This window comes from Kitasatospora sp. NPDC056531, assembly GCF_042794375.1.
In the GTDB taxonomy this organism is placed as follows: Bacteria; Actinomycetota; Actinomycetes; order Streptomycetales; family Streptomycetaceae; genus Kitasatospora.
This window is the reverse complement of sequence record NZ_JBHTTU010000001.1, coordinates 450,039-474,102: the sequence shown is the minus strand read 5'-3', so window position 1 is coordinate 474,102 and position 24,064 is coordinate 450,039. Positions and strand designations below refer to the sequence as shown.

At 71.9% G+C, this 24,064-nt stretch carries 18 protein-coding genes and 1 tRNA gene; 12 read left to right on the top strand and 7 right to left on the bottom strand.

All coding sequences use genetic code 11. The features are described 5' to 3' along the window. The first annotated feature begins 15 nt into the window (after positions 1 to 15). The 4 genes from tmk to ACFQ87_RS02330 all read left to right on the top strand — a co-directional run bounded on the left by tmk (position 16) and on the right by ACFQ87_RS02330 (position 8,107). Positions 16 to 3,414, top strand: coding sequence for a dTMP kinase (gene tmk / locus ACFQ87_RS02345; RefSeq protein WP_380608654.1), 3,399 nt, complete (start codon positions 16 to 18; stop codon positions 3,412 to 3,414). Between the two features lie 202 nt (positions 3,415 to 3,616). After that, positions 3,617 to 4,828 carry a DNA polymerase III subunit delta' gene (locus ACFQ87_RS02340; protein ID WP_380608732.1) on the top strand — a complete coding sequence of 404 codons (1,212 nt, stop codon included), beginning with the start codon at positions 3,617 to 3,619 and terminating at the stop codon, positions 4,826 to 4,828. 303 nt (positions 4,829 to 5,131) lie between these two features. Further along, positions 5,132 to 6,295: a hypothetical protein gene (locus tag ACFQ87_RS02335; protein ID WP_380608653.1), complete on the top strand. Its 1,164-nt coding sequence runs from the start codon at positions 5,132 to 5,134 to the stop codon at positions 6,293 to 6,295. Between the two features lie 189 nt (positions 6,296 to 6,484). Then, the gene (locus ACFQ87_RS02330) at positions 6,485 to 8,107 is read left to right on the top strand and encodes an alpha/beta hydrolase (protein WP_380608652.1); all 1,623 of its coding nucleotides are present in this window, start codon (positions 6,485 to 6,487) and stop codon (positions 8,105 to 8,107) included. Positions 8,108 to 8,117: 10 nt separating this feature from the next. On the opposite strand, the gene leuE is transcribed toward ACFQ87_RS02330, so the two are convergent. Then, a complete protein-coding gene (gene leuE / locus ACFQ87_RS02325; protein ID WP_380608651.1) occupies positions 8,118 to 8,768 on the bottom strand; it encodes a leucine efflux protein LeuE in 651 nt (216 codons plus the stop codon). Between the two features lie 193 nt (positions 8,769 to 8,961). On the opposite strand from leuE, the gene ACFQ87_RS02320 reads away from it, so the two are divergent. Next, positions 8,962 to 9,035, top strand: a tRNA-Thr gene (locus tag ACFQ87_RS02320). A gap of 346 nt (positions 9,036 to 9,381) precedes the next feature. Here ACFQ87_RS02320 and ACFQ87_RS02315 read toward each other — a convergent pair. The 6 genes from ACFQ87_RS02315 to ACFQ87_RS02290 all read right to left on the bottom strand — a co-directional run bounded on the left by ACFQ87_RS02315 (position 9,382) and on the right by ACFQ87_RS02290 (position 16,146). Then, entirely contained in the window at positions 9,382 to 10,014 is a 633-nt protein-coding gene (locus ACFQ87_RS02315) for an HAD-IA family hydrolase (protein ID WP_380608650.1), read from the bottom strand. Continuing rightward, entirely contained in the window at positions 10,011 to 11,969 is a 1,959-nt protein-coding gene (locus ACFQ87_RS02310) for a site-specific integrase (RefSeq protein ID WP_380608649.1), read from the bottom strand. The genes ACFQ87_RS02315 and ACFQ87_RS02310 overlap by 4 nt, the downstream gene beginning before the upstream one ends. A gap of 461 nt (positions 11,970 to 12,430) precedes the next feature. Beyond that, complete coding sequence (locus ACFQ87_RS02305) at positions 12,431 to 12,772, bottom strand: helix-turn-helix domain-containing protein (protein WP_380608648.1); 342 nt, start codon at positions 12,770 to 12,772, stop codon at positions 12,431 to 12,433. After that, positions 12,772 to 13,893 (bottom strand): tyrosine-type recombinase/integrase, encoded by a 1,122-nt coding sequence (locus tag ACFQ87_RS02300; RefSeq protein ID WP_380608647.1) that lies wholly within the window; start codon positions 13,891 to 13,893, stop codon positions 12,772 to 12,774. The genes ACFQ87_RS02305 and ACFQ87_RS02300 overlap by 1 nt, the downstream gene beginning before the upstream one ends. A 103-nt stretch (positions 13,894 to 13,996) precedes the next feature. Then, entirely contained in the window at positions 13,997 to 15,481 is a 1,485-nt protein-coding gene (locus ACFQ87_RS02295) for a tyrosine-type recombinase/integrase (RefSeq protein ID WP_380608645.1), read from the bottom strand. Continuing rightward, the gene (locus ACFQ87_RS02290; RefSeq protein WP_380608644.1) at positions 15,478 to 16,146 is read right to left on the bottom strand and encodes a helix-turn-helix domain-containing protein; all 669 of its coding nucleotides are present in this window, start codon (positions 16,144 to 16,146) and stop codon (positions 15,478 to 15,480) included. Before ACFQ87_RS02290 ends, ACFQ87_RS02295 begins: the two co-directional genes overlap by 4 nt. An 89-nt stretch (positions 16,147 to 16,235) precedes the next feature. On the opposite strand from ACFQ87_RS02290, the gene ACFQ87_RS02285 reads away from it, so the two are divergent. The 7 genes from ACFQ87_RS02285 to ACFQ87_RS02255 all read left to right on the top strand — a co-directional run bounded on the left by ACFQ87_RS02285 (position 16,236) and on the right by ACFQ87_RS02255 (position 24,033). Further along, complete coding sequence (locus tag ACFQ87_RS02285; RefSeq protein WP_380608643.1) at positions 16,236 to 16,499, top strand: hypothetical protein; 264 nt, start codon at positions 16,236 to 16,238, stop codon at positions 16,497 to 16,499. 301 nt (positions 16,500 to 16,800) lie between these two features. Beyond that, positions 16,801 to 18,132, top strand: coding sequence for a DUF3631 domain-containing protein (locus ACFQ87_RS02280; RefSeq protein WP_380608642.1), 1,332 nt, complete (start codon positions 16,801 to 16,803; stop codon positions 18,130 to 18,132). A gap of 481 nt (positions 18,133 to 18,613) precedes the next feature. Then, positions 18,614 to 19,426 carry a DUF2637 domain-containing protein gene (locus ACFQ87_RS02275; RefSeq protein ID WP_380608641.1) on the top strand — a complete coding sequence of 271 codons (813 nt, stop codon included), beginning with the start codon at positions 18,614 to 18,616 and terminating at the stop codon, positions 19,424 to 19,426. A gap of 406 nt (positions 19,427 to 19,832) precedes the next feature. Continuing rightward, positions 19,833 to 20,414 (top strand): MobC family plasmid mobilization relaxosome protein, encoded by a 582-nt coding sequence (locus ACFQ87_RS02270; protein WP_380608640.1) that lies wholly within the window; start codon positions 19,833 to 19,835, stop codon positions 20,412 to 20,414. Between the two features lie 7 nt (positions 20,415 to 20,421). Next, entirely contained in the window at positions 20,422 to 22,167 is a 1,746-nt protein-coding gene (locus ACFQ87_RS02265) for a relaxase/mobilization nuclease domain-containing protein (RefSeq protein WP_380608639.1), read from the top strand. A gap of 100 nt (positions 22,168 to 22,267) precedes the next feature. Then, entirely contained in the window at positions 22,268 to 23,161 is an 894-nt protein-coding gene (locus tag ACFQ87_RS02260) for a ParB/RepB/Spo0J family partition protein (RefSeq protein ID WP_380608638.1), read from the top strand. Positions 23,162 to 23,487: 326 nt separating this feature from the next. Then, positions 23,488 to 24,033 carry a YbhB/YbcL family Raf kinase inhibitor-like protein gene (locus ACFQ87_RS02255; protein WP_380608637.1) on the top strand — a complete coding sequence of 182 codons (546 nt, stop codon included), beginning with the start codon at positions 23,488 to 23,490 and terminating at the stop codon, positions 24,031 to 24,033. The last annotated feature ends 31 nt before the right edge of the window (positions 24,034 to 24,064 follow it).

Here is a 24,064-nt window from a genome sequence, read left to right as displayed (position 1 = left end):
CGCTACGCTGACCGTATGACGAGCGAGGAGCAGCCCACCCCCAGCGCCGCCCCGGCTGCCGGAGCCACCGTGGCCGACCTGTCCGAGGTCGCGCCCGCCGGAACCCCCGTGGACCGGGCCCGGGCGCTGCTGCGGACCCGCCCCTACCGACGCCTGTGGACCACCCAGCTGATCGGCGGCACCGCCGACCGGCTCGGCCTGCTGGTGCTGCTCGCGCTCACCGTGATCGCGACCGCCCAGGGCGGCCAGCTCGGCGACCTGCCGCGCAGCCTAGCCTTCGCCACCGCCGCCGTCCTCGCCGTCCGGGTGGCGGCCACCGGGCTGGTCGGCGTGGCGCTCCTGGAACCGCTGCACCAGCTGGTCGCCGGGAGGCTCGACCGGCGCTGGACGCTGTTCGGCGCCGACACGCTGCGCGCCCTGCTGATCGGCCTCGCGCCCTGGTGGACGGTCTGGCTGAGCTCCGGACCGCGACCCTCCGGCGCCGCCACCTACGTGCTGCTCGCCACCGTGTTCCTCACCGGCGCGGCCGAACGGGTCTGGGGGATCGCCAAGGCCGCCGTCGTCCCCGGCCTGCTGCCGCCGGCCAGCCCGTACGCGCCCGCCGCGGAGCAGCGGCCGACCGCCGCCGACCTGGACACCGTCCGCAGCGTCGACCACTTCACCGGCTGGGTCACCGTGCCGCTCGCGGCCGTCGGTCTGGTCGCCTTCACCCTGCTCAACAACATCGGCGCGGCGCTCGGCTCGGACTGGCTGCGCGCCCACCAGCTGACCTTCGCCGCGCTCGGCGCGGCCGGCCTGTTCGCCGCCTCGGCCGCCCGCGGCTACCTCCAGCAGCTGCCCGGCGGCCCGGTGGCCGTCGCCCCGCACTCGCCGCTGACCGGCCTGCGCGCTCCGACCGACGCCACGCCCGGCCCCGCGCTGAGCAAGGGCCGCACCGGCAGCGCCCCGTACTTCACCTTCGCCGTCGCGGCCGGCTTCGCCTCGATGGCCGGTGTCGCCGCGCTGGCGCTGCTCACCGCCGCCGAGCACCGGGCCGGGCCGATCGGCTACGGCCTGATCGTGCTCGCCGCGGCCGGCGCCCCCGCGCTGGGCGCCCGGCTCACCCGGGCCGCCCTGCCCTCGCTCTCCCGCCGCCGACTGCTCGCCCTGGCACTGCTCACCGAGGGTGTCGCGCTGATCCTGGCCGGGCTGGTGCTGGACTTCGTGCTGGTCCTGCTGCTCACCGTGCTGGCCGGCCTGGCCGCCGGGCTCGTCATCTCGGCCGGGCGCACCCTGCTCGCCCAGGAGGTCGAGGAGGCCCGGCTGCCGAAGGTCACCGAGCACCTGTACGCGGTGCTGCGGGCCGTGGTCGCGGCCGCACTGGTGGTCGTCCCGCTGATCGCTGCGGCTTACGGGGACGTCGAGTACGGCACCGTCGAGCCCGGCTCCTTCACCTTCATCCACGGCGGCGCGGCCCTCGCCGTCGCCACTTCGGGCCTGCTGACGCTGGTGCTCGCCGCCGTCGTGCTGCTGCGCACCGACGACCGGCGCGGCACCGCTCCGTTCGCCCGGGACCTGGTGGACGCGGTGCGCGGCGGCAGCGGCCCGGTGCCGCACCGGGGCGCGGGCACCGGCTTCTTCATCGCCCTGGAGGGCGGCGACGGCGCCGGCAAGTCCACCCAGGCCCAGGCGCTCGCCGAGTGGATCCGCGGCAAGGGGCACGAGGTCGTGCTCACCCGCGAGCCCGGCGGCAGCCCGGTCGGGCAGCGGCTGCGCGGCCTGGTCCTGGATGTCGGCAACACCGGCCTGTCGCACCGCGCCGAGGCGCTGATCTACGCGGCCGACCGGGCCGAGCACGTCGAGAACGTCATCCGGCCGGCCCTCGCCCGCGGCGCCGTGGTCATCACCGACCGGTACATGGACTCCTCCATCGCCTACCAGGGCGCCGGGCGCGACCTGGCCGCCACCGAGGTCGCCCGGATCTCCCGCTGGGCCACCGGCGGGCTGCTGCCCGACCTGACCGTGGTGCTGGACGTCGACCCGACCAGGGCCCGGGAGCGCTTCACCGAGGCGCTGGACCGGCTGGAGTCCGAGCCCACCGAGTTCCACCAGCGGGTCCGGGCCGGCTTCCTCGCCCTCGCGGCCGCCGACCCGGCGCGCTACCTGGTCGTGGACGGCAGCCAGGCCCCCGGCTTCGTCACCACCGCCATCCGGCACCGGCTGGACCGCGAGCTGCCGCTCTCCGAGCAGGAGAAGGCCGCCCGCGCCGAGCAGGAGCGGCTGGCGAAGGAGGAGGCCGAGCGGCGCGCCGCCGAGGAGGCCCGTCGTCGGGCCGAGGAGGAGGCCGCCGAGCGCAAGCGCCAGGAGGTGCTGGCGCAGCTGCGGGCCGAGCAGGCCGAGAAGGAGCGACTGGCCAAGGAGGAGGCCGAGCGGGCCGCCGCCGAGGCCCGGCGCAAGGCCGAGGAGGAGGCCCGTCGCCGGGCGGAGGAGGAGGCCGAGCGGCGCGCCGCCGAGGAGGCCCGTCGGCGAGCGGAGGAGCAGGCCCGACTGGCCGCGGAGGCCGCCGAGCGCAAGCGGATCGCCGACGAGGCGGCCGCCCAGGCGGAGCTGCAGCGGCAGCGGGACCTGGCACGCGAGGAGCAGCGGCGCCGGGCGGAGGAGGCGCTGCAGCGGGCCGAGGAGGCCCGGTTGGCGCAGGCCGCGGCGCTCGCGGCGGCAGCCGCCGCGGCGGAGACGGCTGCGGGCCGGACCGAGGGGCGGACCGAGGGACGGACCGAGGCCGGGGACGCGGCCACCACGGAGCTGCGGGCGGTTCGGGAGACGCCGGGGCAGGCCCCGGGTGCTTCGGGTGCCTCGCGGGGTGCTTCGGACGCGTCGGGTGCCTCGGCCGGGCTCGGCGACGAGGCGACGCGGGAGCTGTCGCTGCGGGACCGTCAGGCGGCGGCCGCTCGGGCTGCCGAGGCGGCCGACGCCACTGCCAAGCTGCCGGTGGTGCCGGCGGTGGACGAGACCGCGGTGCTGCCGGTGGTGCCGGCGGTGGACGAGACCGCCGTGCTGCCGAAGGTGCCCGCCGTGGATGAGACCGCGGCGCTGCCCCGGGTCGAGTGGGGGCGCCGTCCCGGCGCCGGACAGCCTGCCGTGGAGCAGCCCGGTGCTGGGCAGCCCGCGGTCGAGCAGCCGGATGTCGAGCAGTCCACGGCGGAGCGGCCTCGGCCGGAGTGGGCCGAGGAGACCCCGATGGACGACCTGCCGAGCCTGACCGACACCCTGCTCGGCTCGCGCGACGAGTGGGCCCGCTGGGAGCAGGGTGGTGGCCAGGGGCCGCAGGGCCCGCACGACGGCGAGGACCGGCGCGGCGGGGACGACCGGGGCGGGGACGACCGGGGCGGGGACGGCGACAAGGGCAAGGGCCGTCGCTGGGGTCGCCGGGGCTGAGCCCGTTTCGTGACGGATGGCGGGCGGCGTCGTCGGGGCAGTGGCCCTCGGCGGGGCCGCCCGTCGCCGTACGGGCGTGGTGCGTATCCGGTTCCGTACCGGGCGCGACCCGGACGGAGCAGTGGCTGTCGGGGCGGAGACGTATGCTCGACGGCGGGGAATCGGCGCCGGGAGCGCTGTCGTACGGAGCTTGGGAGCAGCAGTGGCCGTCTGGGACGACCTGGTGGGCCAGGAGCGGGTGGTCGAGCAGCTGACCGCCGCGGCCCGGGCGGCCGGGGCGACGGTCGAGGCCGGTCGCGGCGCCGCCCCGGGCCAGGGTGGGAACGCCTCCCTGATGACGCACGCGTGGCTGTTCACCGGCCCGCCCGGGGCCGGGCAGGTCACTGCCGCGCGCGCCTTCGCCGCCGCCCTGCAGTGCACCAGTCCCGACCTCGCGCTCGGCGGCACGCCCGGCTGCGGGTTCTGCGACGGCTGCCACACGGTGCTGGCCGGCAGCCACGCCGACGTCAAGTACGTGCGGACCGACGGCTTGTCCATCGGCGTCGGCGACATGCGCGACCTGGTGCTGCGCGCCTCCAGCTACCCGACCGGCGGCCGCTGGTCGGTGATCCTCGTCGACGCCGCCCACCGGCTCACCGAGGCTGCTGCGAACGCGCTGCTCAAGGGCGTGGAGGAGCCCTCCCCGCGCACCGTCTGGCTGCTCTGCGCCCCCTCCGTCCAGGACGTGCTGCCGACCATCCGCTCGCGCTGCCGTCTGCTCGTGCTGCGCACGCCCGCCGCCGAGGCCGTCGCCGACATGCTGATCCGCCGGGACGGGGTCGAGCCGGAGGCCGCCCGGCTGGCCGCGCTCGCCGGGCAGGGCGACATCGAGCGCTCGCGCCGCCTCGCGGTGGACGAGCAGGCCCGCACCCGCCGCACCGAGGTGCTGCGGATCCCGCTGGAGGTCTCCGACATCGGCGGCTGTCTGGCCGCCGCCCAGCGCCTGGTCGACACCGCCAAGGCCGACGCCGAGGCGCTCGCCGAGACCCAGGACGCCAAGGAGACCGACGACCTGAAGGCCGCCTACGGCGCCGCCGAGGGCAGCAAGGCACCGCGCGGCATGGCCGGTGCGGTCAAGGAGCTGGAGAAGCGGCAGAAGAGCCGCGCCACCCGCACCCGCCGGGAGACCCTCGGGGTTGCGCTGCTCGACCTGCTCGGCTTCTACCGGGACGTGCTGGCGATCCAGTTCGGCTCCACCGGCGCGCTCGCCAACGAGGACCAGCGGCAGGTGCTGAACCGGGTCGCCCAGGCCGGGCCGGCGGAGAGCACGCTGCGCCGGATCGAGGCGGTGCTCGCCTGCCGTACGGCGCTGGACCGCAACGTGGACCCGCTGCTGGCGGTCGAGGCGATGACGGTGGCGCTGCGGGCGGGCTGAGGCCGTTCCCTTCTCGCCGTAGGCCTGCGGTTCTCCCCGAGGGCCTCTTGTCTTCCTCCTTGGCCTCTGGTCCTCTCCGTAGGCCTCCCGGAGTCGGCCCGCCGTCCCACCTTCGAGTGAACGGGCGATACTCGCCGGGCACACCCGCGTGTGACAGTGCGCCCGTTGTGCACGCTGGGGGCCGACTGCGCCCCGGCCGTACCCCGGGCTCCCCCGTGTCGGGGCCCGCCGGCCGGAGTGGTCGCCTCCCTGACGGCACCGGGTCCGGTCCGGCGCCGGCCCTCCTCCGAGGTGGTGCGTTCCGTGGTTCGTCCGCTCCTCGTCATCCCCCTGCTGGCCGCCGCCGTCGGCGGCATCTGGCTGGCGCGCGGCGCGCTCCAGCGCTGGCGCGACCTGCGCGCCGCCCGGACCTACGAACTGGCCGGCGAACGGTGGCCGATGCTGCTGCGGGCGGCGGGGGCGATGGTCTGCGGAGTGTGCGTCACCGCGTTGACGCTGCTCACCGCGCTCGGCGCCTTCGGCGGCCTCAGCCGGGGCGGGCAGGAGGCGGATCGGGCGGAGTCGGCCGTGGACGCCGCCGCGGCGGGGGCCTGGGCGGGTTCCAGCGCCGGTTCGGCGGTCAGGCAGCCGGCGGCACCGCCGACGCCGGCCGAGTCGGCCACCGCTGCGGCTGCCGTTGCCTCCGCTGCCGCGACTCCAGCCGTGGTCAGCCGCTTCGACAGCGTCGGGCACCCGGGAGGCGGCGAGCTGCTGCAGTCCGCCGTGCTCGGCCCCGACGGGAAGCCGCGCAACGTCCGGGTCTGGCTGCCGTCGCAGTACGCCAAGGAGCCGAACACGCGCTTCCCCGTCGTCGTGATGCACGCCGCCACGCCGGGCAAGACCGCCGACGCCGAGGTCCCGGACGTCTTCGAGGGCGTCGGCGCCGCCCTGCAGGCCGGCCGTGCCCGCGCGTTCATCCTGGTCGCCCCCGAGGCGCCGAACGGCACCGCGCACCCTTGCGAGCTGATCGCCGCCGCCCCGGCCGCCGTCTCCGACGACGCGACGCTGCGCACCACCATCGCGACCTCCTTCCGCACCCTGCCCCCCAGCCCCGCTTCCTGGGGCGTCCTCGGGGTCGAGAGCGGCGCGCCGTGCGCGGCCGCCGCCGGGCTGGCCCGCCCGGACCTGTACGGCGCGGCCGCGGCGGTCTCCGGCCGGTACGACGCCGCCGCGCTCACGCAGGCCGGCGCCGAGGCCCCGGCGGGCAGCGCGGCCAAGCTGCTGCTGGCCGCCGCCAAGGCGGACGCCGCCGGGCTGGACGCGGCCCGCACGCTCCAGGCCGCGCTCAAGGCGGGCCCGGGCCCGGCGGCCAAGGCGGACGTGCGGATCTCGGACAACGTGCAGGACTACACCCCCGACCGGGAGCGGCTGCGGCTGGTCCGGCAGGCGGCGCAGTTCCTCGCCGAGGCGCTGGCGAAGGCGTCCTGAGCGGCGGTTGGGTGGGCGTTACGCTGCCCGGTACCCGGGGTGGGTGCCGGGCAGCCGCGTTTCTTCGCTCCCGTACCTTCGCGCTCGTTCTTTCGTGTGGTTTCTGTGCTTTCTGTGGTTTCTGTGATTCGCGGAGTTCGTGGATTCGCGCGGTTCGCGCGGTTCGCGGATTCGTGGAAAGGGGAGCGGATGAGGGTCTTCGGGCGGCGGGTCCGGGCGGCGGCCGCGGTGCTGGCGGCCGGGCTGCTGGCGGTCTCGGCGAGCGGATGCAGTGCGGGGCCGTCCAGCCCGACCGGCTTCGACGCGTCCGGCGCGGCCGACGCCACCCCGCTGGAGCCGCTGCCCGCCGCCGTGCCGGAGGCGCTCGCGCCGTACTACGCGCAGCGGCCGGTCTGGCAGCCCTGCGACGGCGGGTTCGAGTGCACCACCTTCCGGGTGCCGATGGACTACGACCGTCCGGGGGACGGCGACCTCACCCTCTCGGCGGCCCGGGCGGCGGCACCGGGCGAATCCGGTTCGCAATCCGCCTCCCAACCCGGTTCCGGTCCCGGTCCCGGGGCCGGCGCCCGGCTGGGCTCCCTGCTGCTCAACCCGGGCGGGCCCGGGGGCTCGGCGATCGAGTACCTGGAGGCCGTCGCCCGGACGTACGACCGCTCGGTGCGGGCCCGGTACGACCTGGTCGGCGTCGACCCGCGCGGGGTGGGCCGCAGCAACCCCGTCAGCTGCCTGAGCGGCGCGCGGATGGACGCCTTCACCGCCGTCGACCTCGAACCCGGGGACCAACGGGCGATCGACGCGCTGGTCGCCGCCGACAAGGAGTTCGCCGACGGCTGCTACCGGCAGGCCGGGGCCGCGCTCGGCCACCTCAGCACCGTCGAGGCGGCACGCGACATGGACGTGCTGCGTGCCCTGCTCGGCGACGAGCGGCTGAACTTCGTTGGCAAGTCCTACGGAACCTTCCTCGGGGCCACCTACGCCGGGCTCTTCCCGAACCGGGTCGGGCGGGTGGTGCTGGACGGCGCGATGGACCCGGCGCTCGACTCGGTGGCCGGCAACCGCACCCAGGCCGGTGGTTTCGAGACCGCGTGGACGGCCTTCGCCAAGGACTGCGCCAAGCACGAGGACTGTCCGCTCGGCCGTACCGAGCAGCAGGTCGGCGAACAGCTCACCGTCCTGCTCACGGCCGTCCACGCCCACCCGCTGCCGAGCACCGACAACGGGCGTCGGCTCACCGGTTCCCAGGCGACCACCGGGATCATCCAGGCGATGTACGCCGACTTCCTCTGGCCCAGGCTGCGCAGCGCGCTCACCGCCGCCCGGGCGGGCGACGGCACCGGCCTGCTGAAGCTCTCCGACGAGTACTACGGGCGCGGGGCGGACGGCTCGTACCCCAACCTGATGTTCGCCAACACGGCGGTGAACTGCCTCGACCTGCCCGCCCCCTTCAGCTCGCCGGAGGACGTCCAGCGGGCGGTGCCGAACTTCGAGCGGGCCTCGCCGCACTTCGGGCGTGACATGGCCTGGATGGCGCTGACCTGCGCCTACTGGCCGGTCCGGGCCACCGGCGCGACGCACACCATCCGGGCCGCCGGCGCCGCCCCGATCGTCGTCGTCGGCACCACCCGGGACCCGGCCACCCCGTACGACTGGGCCCGCTCCCTCGCCGGCCAGCTGGAGTCCGGTCGGCTGCTCACCTACGACGGGGACGGCCACACCGCGTACGGGCGGCACAGCACCTGCGTGGACGGCGCGGTCAACCACTTCCTGCTGACTGGGGAGGCGCCGGAGCAGGGCAAGCGCTGCGACCGGTAGCCGCCTGCCGTCACGCGGAGGAGACGGCCAGCTTTGCGGCGAAGCCCGCGAACAGTACGGCGACGCCGCTGGTCAGCGTCGCGGAGAGGCGCTTGCGGCGGCGGAAGGCGGTGGCCAGCGTGGTGCCGGCGAAGATCAGCAGGGAGAGGTAGAGCAGGCTGAAGGTCTGCAGGATTCCGCCGAGCAGGCCGAAGGACAGTGCGGGCTGCCCGTACGACGGATCGACGAACTGGGTGAAGAACGACAGCAGGAACAGGATCGCCTTCGGGTTCAGCAGGCTGATCACCAGCGCCCGGCGGAACGGCCGCTCGACCGCCTCCGGCGCCGCCTCGGCGGCCGGGTCGGCCTCGGCCCGGCGCTCGCGCCACAGTTGGCGGGCGGCGCGGAGCATCCCGAAGCCGATCCACAGCAGGTACGCGGCCCCGCCGAACTTGACCACCGCGAACACCGCCGGGTTGGCCTTCAGCAGCGAGGCGGCTCCCAGCGAGGTCAGGCTGATCAGCGTGAGGTCGCCGACGAACACGCCCGCCGCGGCCTGGTACCCGGTCCGGATGCCCTTCCGGGCGGCGACCGACAGCACGTACAGCGAGTTGGGGCCGGGCAGCAGGATGATGACGAGGGCGCCGAGGATGTAAGTCGCCAGGTCGTTGACGCCGAGCACGATGCGCTCCGGGATGGGGGAGGGGGGCAGGGGGCGCTCATCGTAACGTCGTACCGATGGTCGATTGAAGCGAAAACCATCCCCCTTCGCCCACCCATGTCCCACCCCCCGCCCTGCCCCCGACCATCCTGGCTACGGATCACCTGCGAACCTGTGTAGACTGGCCCGCGTTGCCACCACACATGGCAACGGTGCCGCCTTAGCTCAGTTGGCCAGAGCAACGCACTCGTAATGCGTAGGTCGCGGGTTCGAATCCCGCAGGCGGCTCAGCGAAGGCCCAGGTCAGATAGCCGCTGACCTGGGCCTTTTGTCGTTTCTTGGCGTTTGGGCAGGGGTCGGTAGCGCGCTACGAGATCGCTTGCGTGAGCGATGCGTGAGCGCGGGTGTTGATCTTGGTTTAGCGCTTGGTCTTCTTGGCCTTGGACTTCGCCTTCTTCGAGGCCTTCCGCTTGGCCTTCTCGGCCTCCGCTTCAGCCTTGGCGTGAGCTTCGGCAGCAGCCTTCCGTTGAAGCGGGACGAGCTTGGCGGCGGCCTCGGCGGCGTCCTTCGCGATCTCCGGCAGGACGCTTAATGGTGACGTCGGGTATTGGAACTGTCCGAATGCCTCTGGATGTCACGTGTGCTCTGCGTCTGGTGCTGTGAGGAGGGGCGCCAGGGCTGTGCGGAGATCTTCGATCTGCCGGTAGTGCACGGCGGTCATGCCCACTTCGCTGGCTGCGATGACGTTGGCGGCAGTGTCGTCGATGAAAAGACAGCGGTGGAGCGGGGCGCTGGCGCGTTCGGCGGCCATGAGGTAGACGCGGGGATCCGGCTTCATGACGCCGACGCGGGAGGTGTTCACCACGATGTCGGCGAGGTCGTCGAGCCCTTGCTGGGCGAGATCCCACTCCAGTCGGGTGGTCGCGTTGGAGACCAAGGCGACGGTTGCGACGGTGCGGGCCTGGGCGAGGAGGGACACGACCTCGTGATCGACGCGGGGCACCAGGTTGGACCAGTCGGTGACCGCAGCGTGGGCGCGGTCGCTCGATCCGCAGATTTCAGTGAGGTCCGCAGCCACTGCGGCGCGCCACTGCTCGTCGGTGATCTCTCCGGTGATCGCGGGGTGCAGGCGTGACGGGGCGAAGGCCGCCTTCGCGAGTGTGCCTGCGGGAAGCCTGTGGCTGCGTTCGATGTCATCGGCGTCGGGCCAGTGCCGGAGCACGCCATCGATGTCACAGAGCACGGCGTCGTAGGGGCGAGCGGTCATGGTGAGGACTCCTTGGTGGTGGTGTTTCGCGAGCTCACTTCGGCTGCGTAGCTGGTCCAGTCACCGGCGGAGAGCCGTTGCCAGGCGACGGCGACGTCGGTGTGGATGCCCAGGGTGCGGGCGAGGATCGCGGCGGGGATCTCGGTGGCGAGTTGGAAGAGCGCGGTGCTGCGGGCCTGGTTGGGGCGGATCCCGAGCTGGTTGAGGCGTTGTGTGAGCTGTGTGGTGCTGATCGGCCGTCCGGGCTGGCCGCCGGGGAAGAGCCATGGAGACGGGGCCAAGACCCCGATGGTCGCGTGGCCCTTGCGGTTGGCGGCGACAGTGCGGGCCAGCTGGGCGACGGGCTCGGGCAGCTGGACGGGTGCAGTGCCGAGGTGGAGACGTACTTCCTGAGCGTCGACCTCGAGGTTCTCGGTGGTCAACCGGTGGATCGCCGAAGGCCCTTGGGCATAGAGGAGGAGAAGCAGCCCGGCGAGGCGGTCTTCGGGCTTGAGGGTGTCGTCGTGCAGGAGCCGGCGTGCGACGTCCCAGCGGTGCTCGTCGTCGAGTGGCTGCGTGGGGCCGTTCCAGCGGACGGCGGGGACGTGGACAGTGGTGAGCTTGTTGGTGCGGGCCCAGCGGATGAAGTGCCCGGCCGTCTGGCGGTAGGTGGCGGAGTCGTCGGTGAGCCACCGGTCGAGGTCGGCCTGCCGACAGGTCTCCAGGGGGAGGTCGTGAGTCGTCAGCCAGTTCAGGAAGGCAACGGCCGCGTGGGTGCGTTGACGTGCGGATATGAACTGCTGCGGGGTGAGGGGGCGGCCGTTGTTGCGTCGGCGTAGTCGCCGGACCAGATGCCAGATCGCGTACCGGTGCAGGACTTTGCGTTGTTCAGGGTCCTGTTGGGATGCGAGGAGGCTCGTGAGGAAGCGTTCGAGGCGGACCATGTACTCGTCGCGCTCGGGTAGGGCGCCGACGCCGACGAGGACTTGGCGGAGGTGGGCGAGGGGCGGGCTGTCGGGCAGTTCGTCGAGTGCCTCGTGGGTCAGGGCTCGTCGGCCGGCCGCGAGGTCGGACAGGACCGGGGAGACGGACGACTTGTTCAGCCACCGTCTGGCGGTGACGGGGTGCTCGGTGGTGGCGATGTTGTGCCGGAGGGCTTCGAGGCCGGGATGGAGAGCATCGGACGGAGGGCCCAGCAGCTCGTTGAGGCGTCGGTTGATGAGGCAGCGAGCGCACTGGCCGGGGTGCGGGTAGTCGGGGTCGGTGCAGGTGGGACAGGTGTGCCAGACCTCAGGGGCGGTGCAGTCAGCGCAAAGGGGCTGGTCGAGAGTTCCGGAGACGACCGCAGCGACGTCTCCGCAGGCCGAGCATGGCGCTGAGCGACGCTGGCAGTCCGGGCACCACGGCCAGCCTGTGGTGCGGGAGGTGCCGCAGGTCTTCTCCTCGCCGCAGATGCTGCAAGTCGCGGTGGGCAGGGAGGGGCAGCTCGAGCAGAGCGGACCGTCCGGCGTGCGGGTGTTCACGACCTTTCGTCTGCCGCAGTTGATGCACTGCTCCAGGTTCGCAGGGTCGTTGACCAGGCAATTCGGACACATCGGTCGGCCTTGGTCGTCGCGGGTGGCCGGCTCTCGGCGGGCTCCGCAGCCCGAGCACTCCTCGATGCGGGAGTGGGCGATGCAGGTGCGGCAGACCCGCTGTCCGTCCAGGGGCTTGTCGATGCGTACGACTCTGTGGCAGCGGGGACAGGACGGCCGGACGATCCCGGCGACGCCGGCCTCGTGTAGCAGGTCGATCAACCGGAGGATCGCGCGGTGGGGTGCGAGGTGGCCGTCCCCGGTCAGCAGGCCGGGGTCGGATTCCAGGGCCCAGGCGAGTTTCTGCTGGTAGGAGGGACGGGGTGTCGATCGGTGGACCGCTTCGCTGATCACTTCCCGCCTGGCCTGCGGGTCCAGTTCGGCGATCAGGGCGGCGATCACCGTGACGGGGTCGCGTCCGTCGGTGTCCGGGCACTTGCCGCATCGGGGCCGTCCGACCCGGTCGCGTGAAGCGACTCGGCGGGTGTTTCCGCAGGCAGCGCACGTCTCGGGCTGTGGACCGCAATTCCAGCAATACCAGCCCTGGCCGCGGCGCTGGAGAGTTCGCATCTGTCTGCCGCACTCGGCGCAACACGGCGGCGAGACCGTCTGGGCTCCGGCCTCACGCAGGGCGATGAGTAGGTCGCCGACGGCCCTGGGAGCCGGAGAGCGGCCGTCGTTCAGCACGCTGGGATGCTCGGCCAGATGCGATGCGAGGCGGCGTGACTTCGCGCGGCCGCCCGCGACGCTGACGACCACGGCGCGGATCCGGTCAGGCTCCAGTCGATGTTCGACGGCCGCGACCAAGTCCACGATCAGCCCGATCGGGTCGCAGACGGCCCGATCGGAATGCCCAGGTGCGGTCACGACCGCTCGACACCGCGGATGCGGGCCCGCTTGGGACGCAGATCACCGACACCGGTCTCAGCGCCAACAGCTTTCTTCGTGCGGGTAGTTGATCCGGCACCGGCGGCGGTCACGGGCTCGATGAGGTCGTCCATGGTGCAGTCGAGGATGTCGAGCAGGGCCATGAGGATCTTCAGGCTGAGCCGCTCGGGGCGCTCGACGACGAGCCGGTAGACCTGGCTGGACGACAGGGTGATGCCGCGCTCGTCCAGCAGCGGGATGAGGTCGGTGGTGGAGAACATCCCGCGGTCGGCCATGACCTTGCGCAGGTGCCAGTGGTAGTCGAGCTTGGCGGCCATCAGCGGTCCTTGTCTGCCGAGGTCGGGGCGAGCACGGGAGCAAGTGCCTTGTGGAGCATGGTGTTCATGAAGTCGTCGCTGACGTGGGTGTAGATGGCGGTGGAGCTGTCATTCTCGTGACCGACTTGCTGCTGCAGAAACCGCCGGTCGACCCCGTCCTCGGTCAAGTGCGTGACATAGGCGTGGCGAGCGGAGTGGACGGTCAGCTCCTTCGGCAGCTTGAGGGCGTCGCGGTAGGCGACGAACCGGGCGTTGATCTCCGCCGGCTTGATGCGACCGCCCCGCTCGGTCACCCACAACGCGGGGTGGTCCTCGCAGCCGAACCGAGGCCGGACGTTCTCCACGTAGTCGGCGACCGCCTCCACCGCCCAGTCCATCACCGACAGCACGTTCCGACGACGCGGCGGCTGCCCCTTCTTCGCCTTGCCGTAGCGGACGTTGAGCGTGCCGTACCGGCCGAACTGCGGAGCTTTCGGGTTCCGTCCGAAGTCGACCACATCCAGTTTGGACGTCTCGGTCCGTCGGAGCCCCCATCCGTAGATGACCTTGAAGAGAGTGGCGTCGCGGTAGGCGGCGAGGGCACCCTTGCGCTTGGCCCGGATTGCCCGTTCGACTTGGTCGTCGGCGTAGTCGAGGAACCGCTGGATCTCCTCGCGGGTGAACGGTCTTGCCTCGGGGCGGCCCTCGTAGTCGTTGAGGTGGGCGATGGTGTTCCACTCGTGGCAGATGGCCACCGGGTGGGTGCCAAAGGCGTCCTCGCAGGCCACCGCCCATCCGTAGCGGCCGTCGATCAGGAACTCGCTGAACAGGCGCAGGCTGCCCTGATAGCTGCGGATCGTGGACGGGGCGAGGTGCTTCTCGCTGGTCAGCCACAGTGACCACTCATCCACGTGACCGGGCGTCCACGCCCACGGGTACTCGTTGGTGTACTCCAGAAACCGGCGTACGAGTCGTTCTCGGGGAGTAACCGTGTCCTCGCGGAGCCCACGAGCTGTCTGCTGAGCCCGCCAGCCCCGCAGCATCGCCTCGACCATCGCGTCCTGCGGACGCAGCTGGACCACCCCGGAGACCAGCTCCAGATGGGCCGCCCCCGCGAGGTCGGCACGTTGCTGAAGACCCACTTCCGCCCTCCCCTTCAGAGGGCAAATCCTGCATCAGATGGGATCTGATCGACAAACTCCCAGCTCAGGCCGCCAAGTTGTAGGAGGAAGGAGTCCTCGTTGGTCAGTGCCCTGACCTCGCGACCTGCGGCTTCTCACCCGTCTGATGCAATTCCCGAGGGTTGGTGTAGATGTCCGAGGTGATCTTGATGGAGGAGTGGCCGAGCATGTCGGACACCACCTTCATGTCGACCCCGCCCGCCAGGGCGAGCGTGGCAGCGCCATGCCGGAGGTCGTGCAGCCGGATCGGCGGCAGGCCGGATGCCGCGACCAGGCGCTCGAACATGTCGGTGACCTTGCCCGGATGGAGCCAGGGGCCGTCCTCGTTGGTGAAGACCCGGCCGGTGTCCTTCCAGGCTGACCCCCAGTCGTCCCGCTCCTTCTGCTGCTGCTCGCGGTGACGCCGTAGGACGGCCACCGTGTCGTCGTCCAGCGCTACAGTGCGGAAGCTCCCGTCGGTCTTGGGGTCGGACTCCTCGACCTCCCAGCCATCCTGCACGAGCTGGGCCGTCACGGTCAGCGAACTGTTGTCGAGGTTGGTCTCGGACCACGGCTGCCCGCACGCCTCGCCCCGGCGAAGCCCGCGGAAGGCGATCACGTGCCACATCGCGTACAGGCGGTCGTCGGCCACGGAGTCGAGGAACGCGCCGGTCTGCTGCGGCGTCCAGACCATCACGGGGGAAGGCTTCACGCCGGTCGCCTGCCACTGGGCGACCCGCTCCGGCGTCCAGACCAGAGCCTTCGGCTTGGCGGCCGGGTCGAGCTTGACGTGGGCGGCCGGGTTGAGGGTGATCAGGCCCTCGGGGATTGCGTCGTTCAGGGCGGTCCGGAGCGTGGCGCGGATGCGCTGGCGGGTGGTCGCGCCGGTCGTGCGCCGGAACGGCGGCATCTCGGCAAGCTCAGCGCGCAGAGCCTTGCGGCGGGCGCGGTTCTCCACACCCTTGATCGGAACCGTGGCGAGTTCGGCCTTCAGGGCGTGCCGCAGGGCATTGTTCTCCAGGATCTCCTCGTTGGCGTCGGCGATGGCCGTGAACATCTCGGCGAGCGTGCTCACCCGAAGCCGGTCGACGCGGATGTGCCCGATGCGGGGCTTGAGGTGGACCCGCACGTCACACTCGTAGCGGGTGATCCCGGACTTGCGGATCTTCTTACCGGCCAGCCAGGTATCGAGCCACTCGCCCACGGTGACGCGACTGGAGAGATCCTGACCGGCCTTCAGACGGTTGCGGGTCTCCTCGATGTCGGGCAGCTGGGCCTTCTCGTCGGCGACCTTCACCAGCAGCTCGGCGACCAGGGCCAGGTCGTCGGGATCCTCCTTGCCGAGGGCGAGCAGGCCACGGATGTGGTCGAGGTCGGCCTGCGCCTCCTTGAGCGTCTCGTAGCCGGCGCGGTTGAACGAACGGCGAGTGCCGTCCTCGGAGTTGGGCAGCTCCTGGCGTATGGAGTAGGCGCCGTGCTTTCGGCTGCGGAGCTTCGGGCACGCCTTGCCGAGCGGCTTTCCGGTCTCGGCGTCGCGGCAGTAGCAGCGGTGGTAGGTGGAACCCTTCATTTGTCCTCCAGATCGGTATCGGTGTTCAGTGGGGGAAGTTCGGCGTCGAGAAAGCCGAGATTCGAGGCGAGGTGCGGGACCTCCAAGCCGATTTCGCGCATGTGTGACCTGACGGGTTGAAGCCGCTCTCGGATGGCGGCGATGAAAGCGTCACGTTTCTCCTGCGAGCCGGGAGGCCATTCCTCCCGGAACAACTTGAACTCCAGCTGGACCGCTTCGTGATGTTCCTCCTGGAGCTCCTGCCAGATCCGGGCGTGCTCCCGGTAGAGGCGGAGCCGGTACATCCCGAGCGAGTGGCGGGCCTCTCCGGTGAAGTGGGCGAGGGCCGACCAGCGGTCGCTGCTCATCTCCGGCAGGTAGTCGATCGAGCCGCCGAGGGCTGGGGAGAAGAGCAGTTCGACCGGAGCGGCGTCCAGGACCTCGGCAACGACGATCAGCTCTGGAATCGTGATCGTCTTGCGCCTGCCGGACTCCCAGTTGGCGATGACGTTCCGGGGGACTTCGTGGCCCAATTCCCCTGTTTCGTCGGCCACATCCTGCGCGGACAGTCCAAGGAACTTCCTCCTTCGAGTGATTGCTCGGATCACGTCTCTGGTGATCCGGTCGTGCCAGTCGAGTGCGTTCTCGTCGTCGGTGGACCAGTGTTCCTCTCGGCGTTGTGTCATATCGACACAGTACCCACTGGAAATCTCTTCTCCGTTGCGGCGCTCTGCCGCAGCCCCCCGTCCGGGGGAGGTTCAGATTTGGAGTTCATATGCGAACTGGTGAGATATCGGCGACGGCGCAGGGGATGGGTCGGGCCGAGCTTCTCAGGCTGCCGGCGGCTATCGACCTCGACACCGCTAACCGCGCCATCGGCCTCGGGCGGAGCAAGGGCTACGAGTTGGCCCGGCGCGGCGCCTACCCCTGCCGGGTCCTGCGCCTGGGCAAGAAGTACCGCGTGATCACAGCGGACCTCCTGCGCCTGCTCGGCATCGAGGCGGCGGCCGGTGAAGGTGCGGTGGCTGATGCAGCTTGACGTGGTGAGAGCCCGATCGACAAGCCCGTCTGCCGTGGGCGTACTTGCCCGATTGGAGTGGATCCTCCACCGGGATGACCGTACGTTCGTGGTCCCTCGGCGGCCTCGGCCGCCGAGGGGCCGCCGCCAAGGCGCAAGCAGTCCCTGCGAGTTGGCGGACCGTAACCCCGGTCCGCCGGCCCCAGGACGCACGAAGGCCCCCGGTGCAGCGAACACCGAGGGCCAGGCGAAGTCCTTACCCGCGACCTTCATCGGCGGCGCGCGACGAATCAGGTCCCGCGCCCCAGTCTGGAGCTTCACCATGGAGTCTACGTCCCACCAGCCCGATCCGGCAGCTTCCATGGCGAGTTGGCCGCCGATCGCCAAGCCGGGCGAGCCCGGCACCTTCCTGTCGGGCCGGCAGCCGGAGCCCGTGTCCACAGCCTGTGGACACGACGCCGAGGCGGCGCCTGCCGAGCCCGCCACCCCGGACGGGACCGACCTGATGCCGGACACCGAGGCGACCGAGGGCGCCGACCTGCTCGCGCAGCTGAGGGCCCAGATCGCGAAGTTCGTGATCCTTCCCTCCGAGCAGGCCCTGGACGCTGCCACGCTGTGGGTCGCCGCGACCCACCTGCAGGGTTCGTGGCAGCACGCCCCGCGCCTGGCCGTGGTCGGCCCGGCCAAGCGCTGCGGCAAGTCCCGCCTGCTCGACGTGCTCACCGAGACGGTGCACCAGGCGGTGCTGACGGTGAACTCGACTCCGGCCGCCGTGTTCCGCTCGATCACCGAGGAACCGCCCACCCTGCTGGTGGACGAGGCGGACACGATCTTCGGCAGCCCGAAGATGGCGGAGAAGAACGAGGAGATGCGCGGCCTGCTCAACGCCGGGCACCAGCGCGACCGATACGTGCTGCGGGTCGTCGGCAACGACCACACCCCGCGCCGCTTCCACACCTTCGCCATGGCGGCCATCGCCGGCATCGGCGACCTCCCGGACACGATCATGGACCGCTCGATCGTGATCCGCATGCGCCGCCGTGCCGAGGGCGAGAGCGTCGCCCCGTACCGCACCAAGCGCGACAGCCCCGCCCTGCACGCGATTCGCGACAAGATTGCCCGCTGGGCGGCACCGCTCGCCGGCCGGGCCCTGTGCCTGGAGCCCGCCATGCCGGTCGAGGACCGCGCGGCCGACACCTGGGAGCCCCTGGTGATCGTCGCCGACCTCGCCGGAGGCCCCTGGCCCCGTCGTGCCCGCCAGGCGTGCAGGCGCATGGTCGACGCCGAGGTCCAGACGGAGGAGGACAACCCCGGCGGCGCACGGATCCTCGCCGACATCCGCCGGATCTTCCACGCCGCCAGCGAGCCGGAGCCGGACAGCATGACCACCGGCCAGCTGCTGTTCGCGCTCAACGGCAACGAGGAGGCGCCGTGGGCGGAGTCGGCCCGAGGCGGGCTGACTCCGCGCGCACTCGGCGCGATGCTCCGCGAGTTCGGCATCATCTCCGGCAACGTGCGCCTCGGCGACGGAACCCAGCGCAAGGGCTACACGCGCCACAAGTTCCTCGACGCATGGCGCCGTTACTGCCCCACCGTCCACCCCGTCACCCTCACGGCCACGGACGAGAGCGCGGGCACGGGCAGCAGAGCCTGACCAGCCTCCCCGAACTGCCGTCCCTGCCGTCCCTGCCGTAACAGCGCAGGTCACAGCACCTGCCGCCGGGACGGAACGGCCTCCCAAGACGGGAATCGCTCCCGCACCGGGGACGGCAGCACCCCGCCTGCAAGACGGCGCGTGGGACGGCAACCGTCCCACCCCGCCATCGGCCCGCCGCCGCCCGGACCTCGGCGCGAGCGGCGGGCCAACCCCGGGACGGGAAACACATCCGTCTTGTGCCGTCCCTGCCGTCCCTGCCGTAAAACCGCAGGTCAAAGGCCATGCCGCCGGGACGGATACGAGCCCCAAGACGGATACCGCACCGTCCCGAACCCGAACACCGCCGCGTCCACGGCACCACCCGGGCAGCCGAACCCGCCCCAGCCCAGAGCCCGTCTCGCAGCCCCAAGACGGCAAGACGGCAAAGACGGCAATCCCACAAACCACCACCGCCCGACCCGCGAGGACCACCTTCCGCATGACCGCCACCACCCCACCGCGTCTGCCCCGCCCGGACGCCGTCCTCGTACAGGCCGCCATCGCTGGCGCCCTGTCCTTCGCCCACCTCCACGACATCGCCGAAGCCGCCGGACAACACGGCTGGAAAGCCTGGGCCTACCCCGTCTCGGTCGACCTGCTGCTCGTCGCCGCCTGGCACCGCATGCGGACCCTGCGCACCACCGGACGCCCGGCCGGCACCGCCTGGACCTGGTTCGCCATCGCCCTGACCGCCTCCCTCGGCGCGAACGTCGCCACCGCCGGACTCCTCGACCTCGCCCACGTCCCCGCCTGGCTGCGGATCCTGGTCGCCGGATGGCCCGCCCTCGCCTTCTTCGGCGGCACCCTCCTCGCCCACAACACCACCGCAACCGCCACCAAACCGAAGCCCGCCGAGGGCGAACTCCCGCTCCGCGAAAACCCCGAGCACACCCCGGCAGTCCAGCCAGTACCGAAGGCGGAGCAGGACGGCCCGTCCAGCTCCACGCCGGTCACAGAGCGCACGGACGACGGCCCGGCCTCCGACGAAGAACCAGCCGCGCCTCGCAAGCGCACCGGACGCCCACCGGCGAAGACCATGGACCAGCTCGTGGAGATGATGCGGCCGGTCGTCGCCGAGCACGGCGTCAGCGTCGCCGTGGTCGAGAAGGCCCTCAGCGACGCCAGGATTCCGATCAGCAGCAAGCGCCGGACGGAGCTGATGACGCTCCTGCGGGATGAGCAGGCCGACCCTCAGCCCGAGCACGCCGACCGCGAGCCTGAGCAGGCGCGTGAGCATCCGGTGCCCGCCTGACGCGTCACCGCTCCATGGGTGGCCGCCCGCCAATGACCCGCACGGCGCTTGGCGGGCGGCCCCTTCACCGTCAATCGGTATGGCGGATGTCCAACACAGGGTCAGCGGCATTCGCCAAAGCATCGGATCGCGCTTCCGCCGAACCGCTCTCTGCCCGAGCCGGTCTGCGCGCCGCGTTCACACCCCGCTCGCACCACAGCACCTCGACGACCTCGCGACAGGAGATCGGCCCGTGACCGACACCCAGCACCCCCACGGCCCCACCGGCGGAAGCGCGAAGGAGAGGAGGAAGTCCCATACCGTGAAGGGTCTTTGGCAGTGGGCGTTCGGCGACCGAGCCCCTGGCGGAGCCAGTAGTACCGCGAGTCCGACTCGTGGCCGGACTCGCGGAGTCTCCGCCCCAGGGGTGGCGGAGACGGCCCAACGCGAGGGCGCGCCGGGCCAGCAGGTCGGGGCCGAGGGCGGCCCCGACCCGGACAAGCTCCTCGCCGTCCAGAAGCAGATCCTCGCCGCCCTCCACCCCAACGAGAGCGACAGCGAGCCCGACGATGACACCAGCCCCGCCGCCGACGGCAGCGGCGCGAGCGGTGCCGAGCTGAGGAACCGCCGCTACACCGGCACCAAGCGCGAGGAGCGCGTCGGCCCACTGCGGTTCAAGCCCGACGAGGAGGCCCGGCTGCAGGCCGCCGCCGTCGCCAACGGCTACAACGGCGTGTCCGGGTTCGCCGCCGACGTGGTCCTGGCGTTCATCGACGGCCGGTTCTTCATCAGCCTGCCTTTGGCGGAAGAACGTCGCCAGACGCACCACTTCCGCGCCAGGGTCCTGCGCCTGCTCAGCGGTATCGCGAACAACGTCAACCAGATCGCCCGTGCCCTCAACGGCGGATACGGGCCGCCAGCTGACCTCCGCCAAACGCTCGACGAACTTCGGCACCTGCTGCTGCAGATCGCGAAGGCCCTCCGCCAGCCCGCCGACCAGGAGGTCTGAACCCACTGTGATCGCGCCCATCAAGAAGCCCGGATCCAACACCCGCGGCCTGCTCGCCTACCTGTACGGGCCGGGCCGCCACGACGAGCACCGCGACCCGCACATCGTGGCCGGCTTCGCCATGCTCGGCATGCCCGACCCCGGCCGCGACGAGAGCGCCACGCTCACCGAACTCGCCCGCTACCTGGACGAGCCCGTGCACCTGCGCAACAGCGAGCCCGGCAAGAAGCTCACCGACCACGTCTGGCACTGCCCCGTCCGCGCCGCGCCGGAGGACCGCTACCTTTCCGACGCCGAATGGGGCGAGGTCGCCGAACGCATCGTTCAGGCCGCCGGCATCGCCCCCAAGGGCGACGACCTCGCCTGCCGCTGGATCGCCGTCCGCCACGCCGACGACCACATCCACATCCTCGCCACCACCGTCCGCGAGGACGGCCGCCGCCCCAAGCTCCACAAGAGCGGCCAGCGCGTCGGCGCCGAGTGCCGCCAGATCGAGAAGGACTTGGGCCTGCGCCAGCTCGGCACCGGCGACGGTACCGCCGAACGCCGCCCCACCCAGGCCGAGATGCACAAGGCCAAGCGCCTCGGCTGGGAACAGACCAGCCGAGAGTGGCTCCAGGACCGCATCCGCGCCGCCATCCCCCACGCCGCCGACTTGGAGGAACTCCTCGCCTACCTCCAGGCCGACGGCGTCGAGGTCAAGATCCGCCGCTTCCCCTCTGGCGACCTCCAGGGCTACTCCGTCGGCAGGCCCGGCGACCTCAACAAGAGCGGTGCGCAGGTCTACATCCCGGGCGGCAAGGTCGCCCCGGACCTGTCGCTGCCCAAGCTCCAGGCCCTCCTCACGGCCAGTGCACCCGAGGAGCACCCCACCGCTCGCCGCAATCGGCCCGGCACCCCGTGGCAGCGTGCCACCGACGCCCTCGACACGTTCTCCGCCGACCTCGGCCACAGCGACGGCGACTGGGAAGGTGGCGCCAGTGGCGACGCGCGAGCACAGGCCCACGTCACCGCACTCGGCGAACTGATCGAGGCCACCGCGCAGACCGCACCCGAGGACCTGCGCGCCGAACTGCGAGCCGCGTCACGCGCATTCGCCCGTGCCCAGCGCTCGAAGGTCAGGGCCGACCACGCGGCGGCGGCCGACCTGCGCCAAGCGGCCCGCGACCTCGTGTACGCGGGCAGCGGCAAGGACGGCAGCACTCTCGCCGTGCTGGTCGCCGGCCTCGTCTGGGCCGCGATCCTGGCCGAGCGCTGGCACACCGCCCGAGGCCACGCCCAGCAGGTCGAAGCCGCCCGACGCGCGGTCCAGCACCTTGAGGCCGCCTACGACCAGTCCGCCGCCGAGCAACTCACCGCCCTCGCCCAGCGCCAGCCTAAGGAGGAGACCCGCAACACCCTCGCCGGCGACGTCCGCGCGGCCGTCCCTGACCACGCCGAGCGAATCCTCACCGACCCCAACTGGCCCGCCCTCGCCACCGTCCTCACCGATGCCGAAGCCGGCGGCCACAAGCCCCACCAGCTCCTCAAGGAGGCCGCCGCCAAGCGCGAACTGACCACCGCCCGCCTGCCCGCCAAGGTCCTCCTCGGCCGGATCCAGCACACCAGCCGCAATCCCGCCCCCAACCCCGCCGCCGAAGCCGCCCGCCTCCGCTCACCCGCCGCGATCGCCCTCGGCCTGCACATCACCCCCGCTAGCCCGGCCACCCCGCCCGCCGCACCGGCCACCGGCCCCCAGCGCCGCACGCGCTGAGGGCACCAGCTGACTCCGGGGGCACCGACCTGGTGCCCCCGGTATCCCCGCCCAGCAAGGAGACATCCTGAAGACCCACCCGTACGCCGCCAGCTTCCCGATGCTCCCCGAGCACGAGATGTATGACCTCGCCGAGTCCATCAAGGAGTTCGGCCTGACGATGCCCATCGTTCTCGACCCCGACGGCGTCCTCCTCGACGGCCGCAACCGCCTCTCCGCCTGCGAACTCGCCGGCGTCGAACCCCGCTTCACCACCTACACCGGCACCGACCAGACCGCGTACATCCTCAGCTCCAACCTGCGCCGCCGGAACCTCAGCGAGGGCCAGCGCTCCATGATCCACGCGATGGTGCTTTCATTTTCGGGACACTCCCTGCGCACCCACGCCAAGCTCCACGACATCAGCCGCACCCGGCTGTCCCTCGCCAACACCGTGCTCAAGCGCGCGCCCGACCTCGCCGACCAAGTCCGCGACGGCAAGCTCGGCCTCGACGCCGCCAGCGACATGGTCCGCGAGCGCAAGGCCAGGGCCGACGCCATCCAGGCCCAGCACGACCGTCTCCGCCGACATGCCCCCGACCTGGCTGCCCAGGTCACCGAAGACCAGCTCACCCTCGACGCCGCCACCGCCGCACTCGACCAGCGACTCGAAGACGAACGCCTTCGCCGACGAGTCGAGGAGATCGACGCGATCCGCCTCGCTGACCGCGACCCGGGACCGACTTTCACCGCACTCGCCGAACGCGGTGACATCGACTGGCACCAGGCCCACCAGCGCGCCGAGCACTACCTCGCCCAACGGCAGGCCGCCGTCAGCCGCGATCAGCAACACCTGACCGCCATCGCCGACAACTGGGCCGCCTTGCGCAACCTCGCCCGCTGCCCCGACAGTGCCTACGCCACCGAGGTCCTCGACGGCCTCACAACCGGTACCCGCGCGCTCATCACCCGCCTCATCACCGGTGAGACCGAGGAGACGCACCAGGGCGACTGACGTAGTCGGCCAGCGGCCAACTGCACCGCAGAGACGCCGGTTTGATGTCCTTCTCCGGCGGCCGGGATCCATCCCGGCCGCCGTGCGTCGTGTCGTGCTGGCAACCGTCACCGACACGGAAGGCCCTGCGTGATCAACCCCGCCGACGACCGCAACGACCACCACCGAACCGTCATCCGCACCGGCCCTGGACCACGGTCGGAGTAAGCCTGCTTGCGCGACGATTACGGCCCGGGCTTACTGGGTTCATGCGTCGGCGCACGCCAGACGGTGCGCGGCAACCAGTGCCCCGGCCGCCCTGGCCGCTGAAACGTATGGAGACAGGCGTGTCCGCCAATCCCTATGCCCGACTCGACCCGAACATGGCGTCCTTCACGCTGGCCAGCGCGGACACCGAGGACGGCGCACCCTACGCGGACCAGCACTACAGCGGCATCTTCGGGGTCCCCGGCGGTGAGGACGCCTCGCCGCAGTTGTCGTGGTCGGGGGCACCGGCCGGTACGAAGAGTTTCGCCGTGACGGTCATCGACCTCGACGCCCCTACCCCCAGCGGTTTCTGGCACTGGGGTCTGGTCGACCTGCCCGGCGACACCACCGAGCTGCCGGCCCGTGCCGGTGCGCCGGAGGCGAAGCTGCCCGGGGCGGCGTTCCAGCTGAAGAACGATGCCAGCACGGTGGGCTACATCGGTGCCGCCCCGGCCGTGGGTACTGGCCTGCATCACTACTACACCGCCGTGCACGCGCTGGACGTGGAGTCGGTACGCGCTCTGGGCGTCAACGAGCAGTCCACCCTCGCCCTGCTGCACTTCGTCATCCGAGGTCATGTCCTGGCCCGGGCGGTCATGGCGCCCACCGGCGAGCCGCGCTCGTAGCCGGTCGACGCAGCCGGCTCCGCGGTCCCCG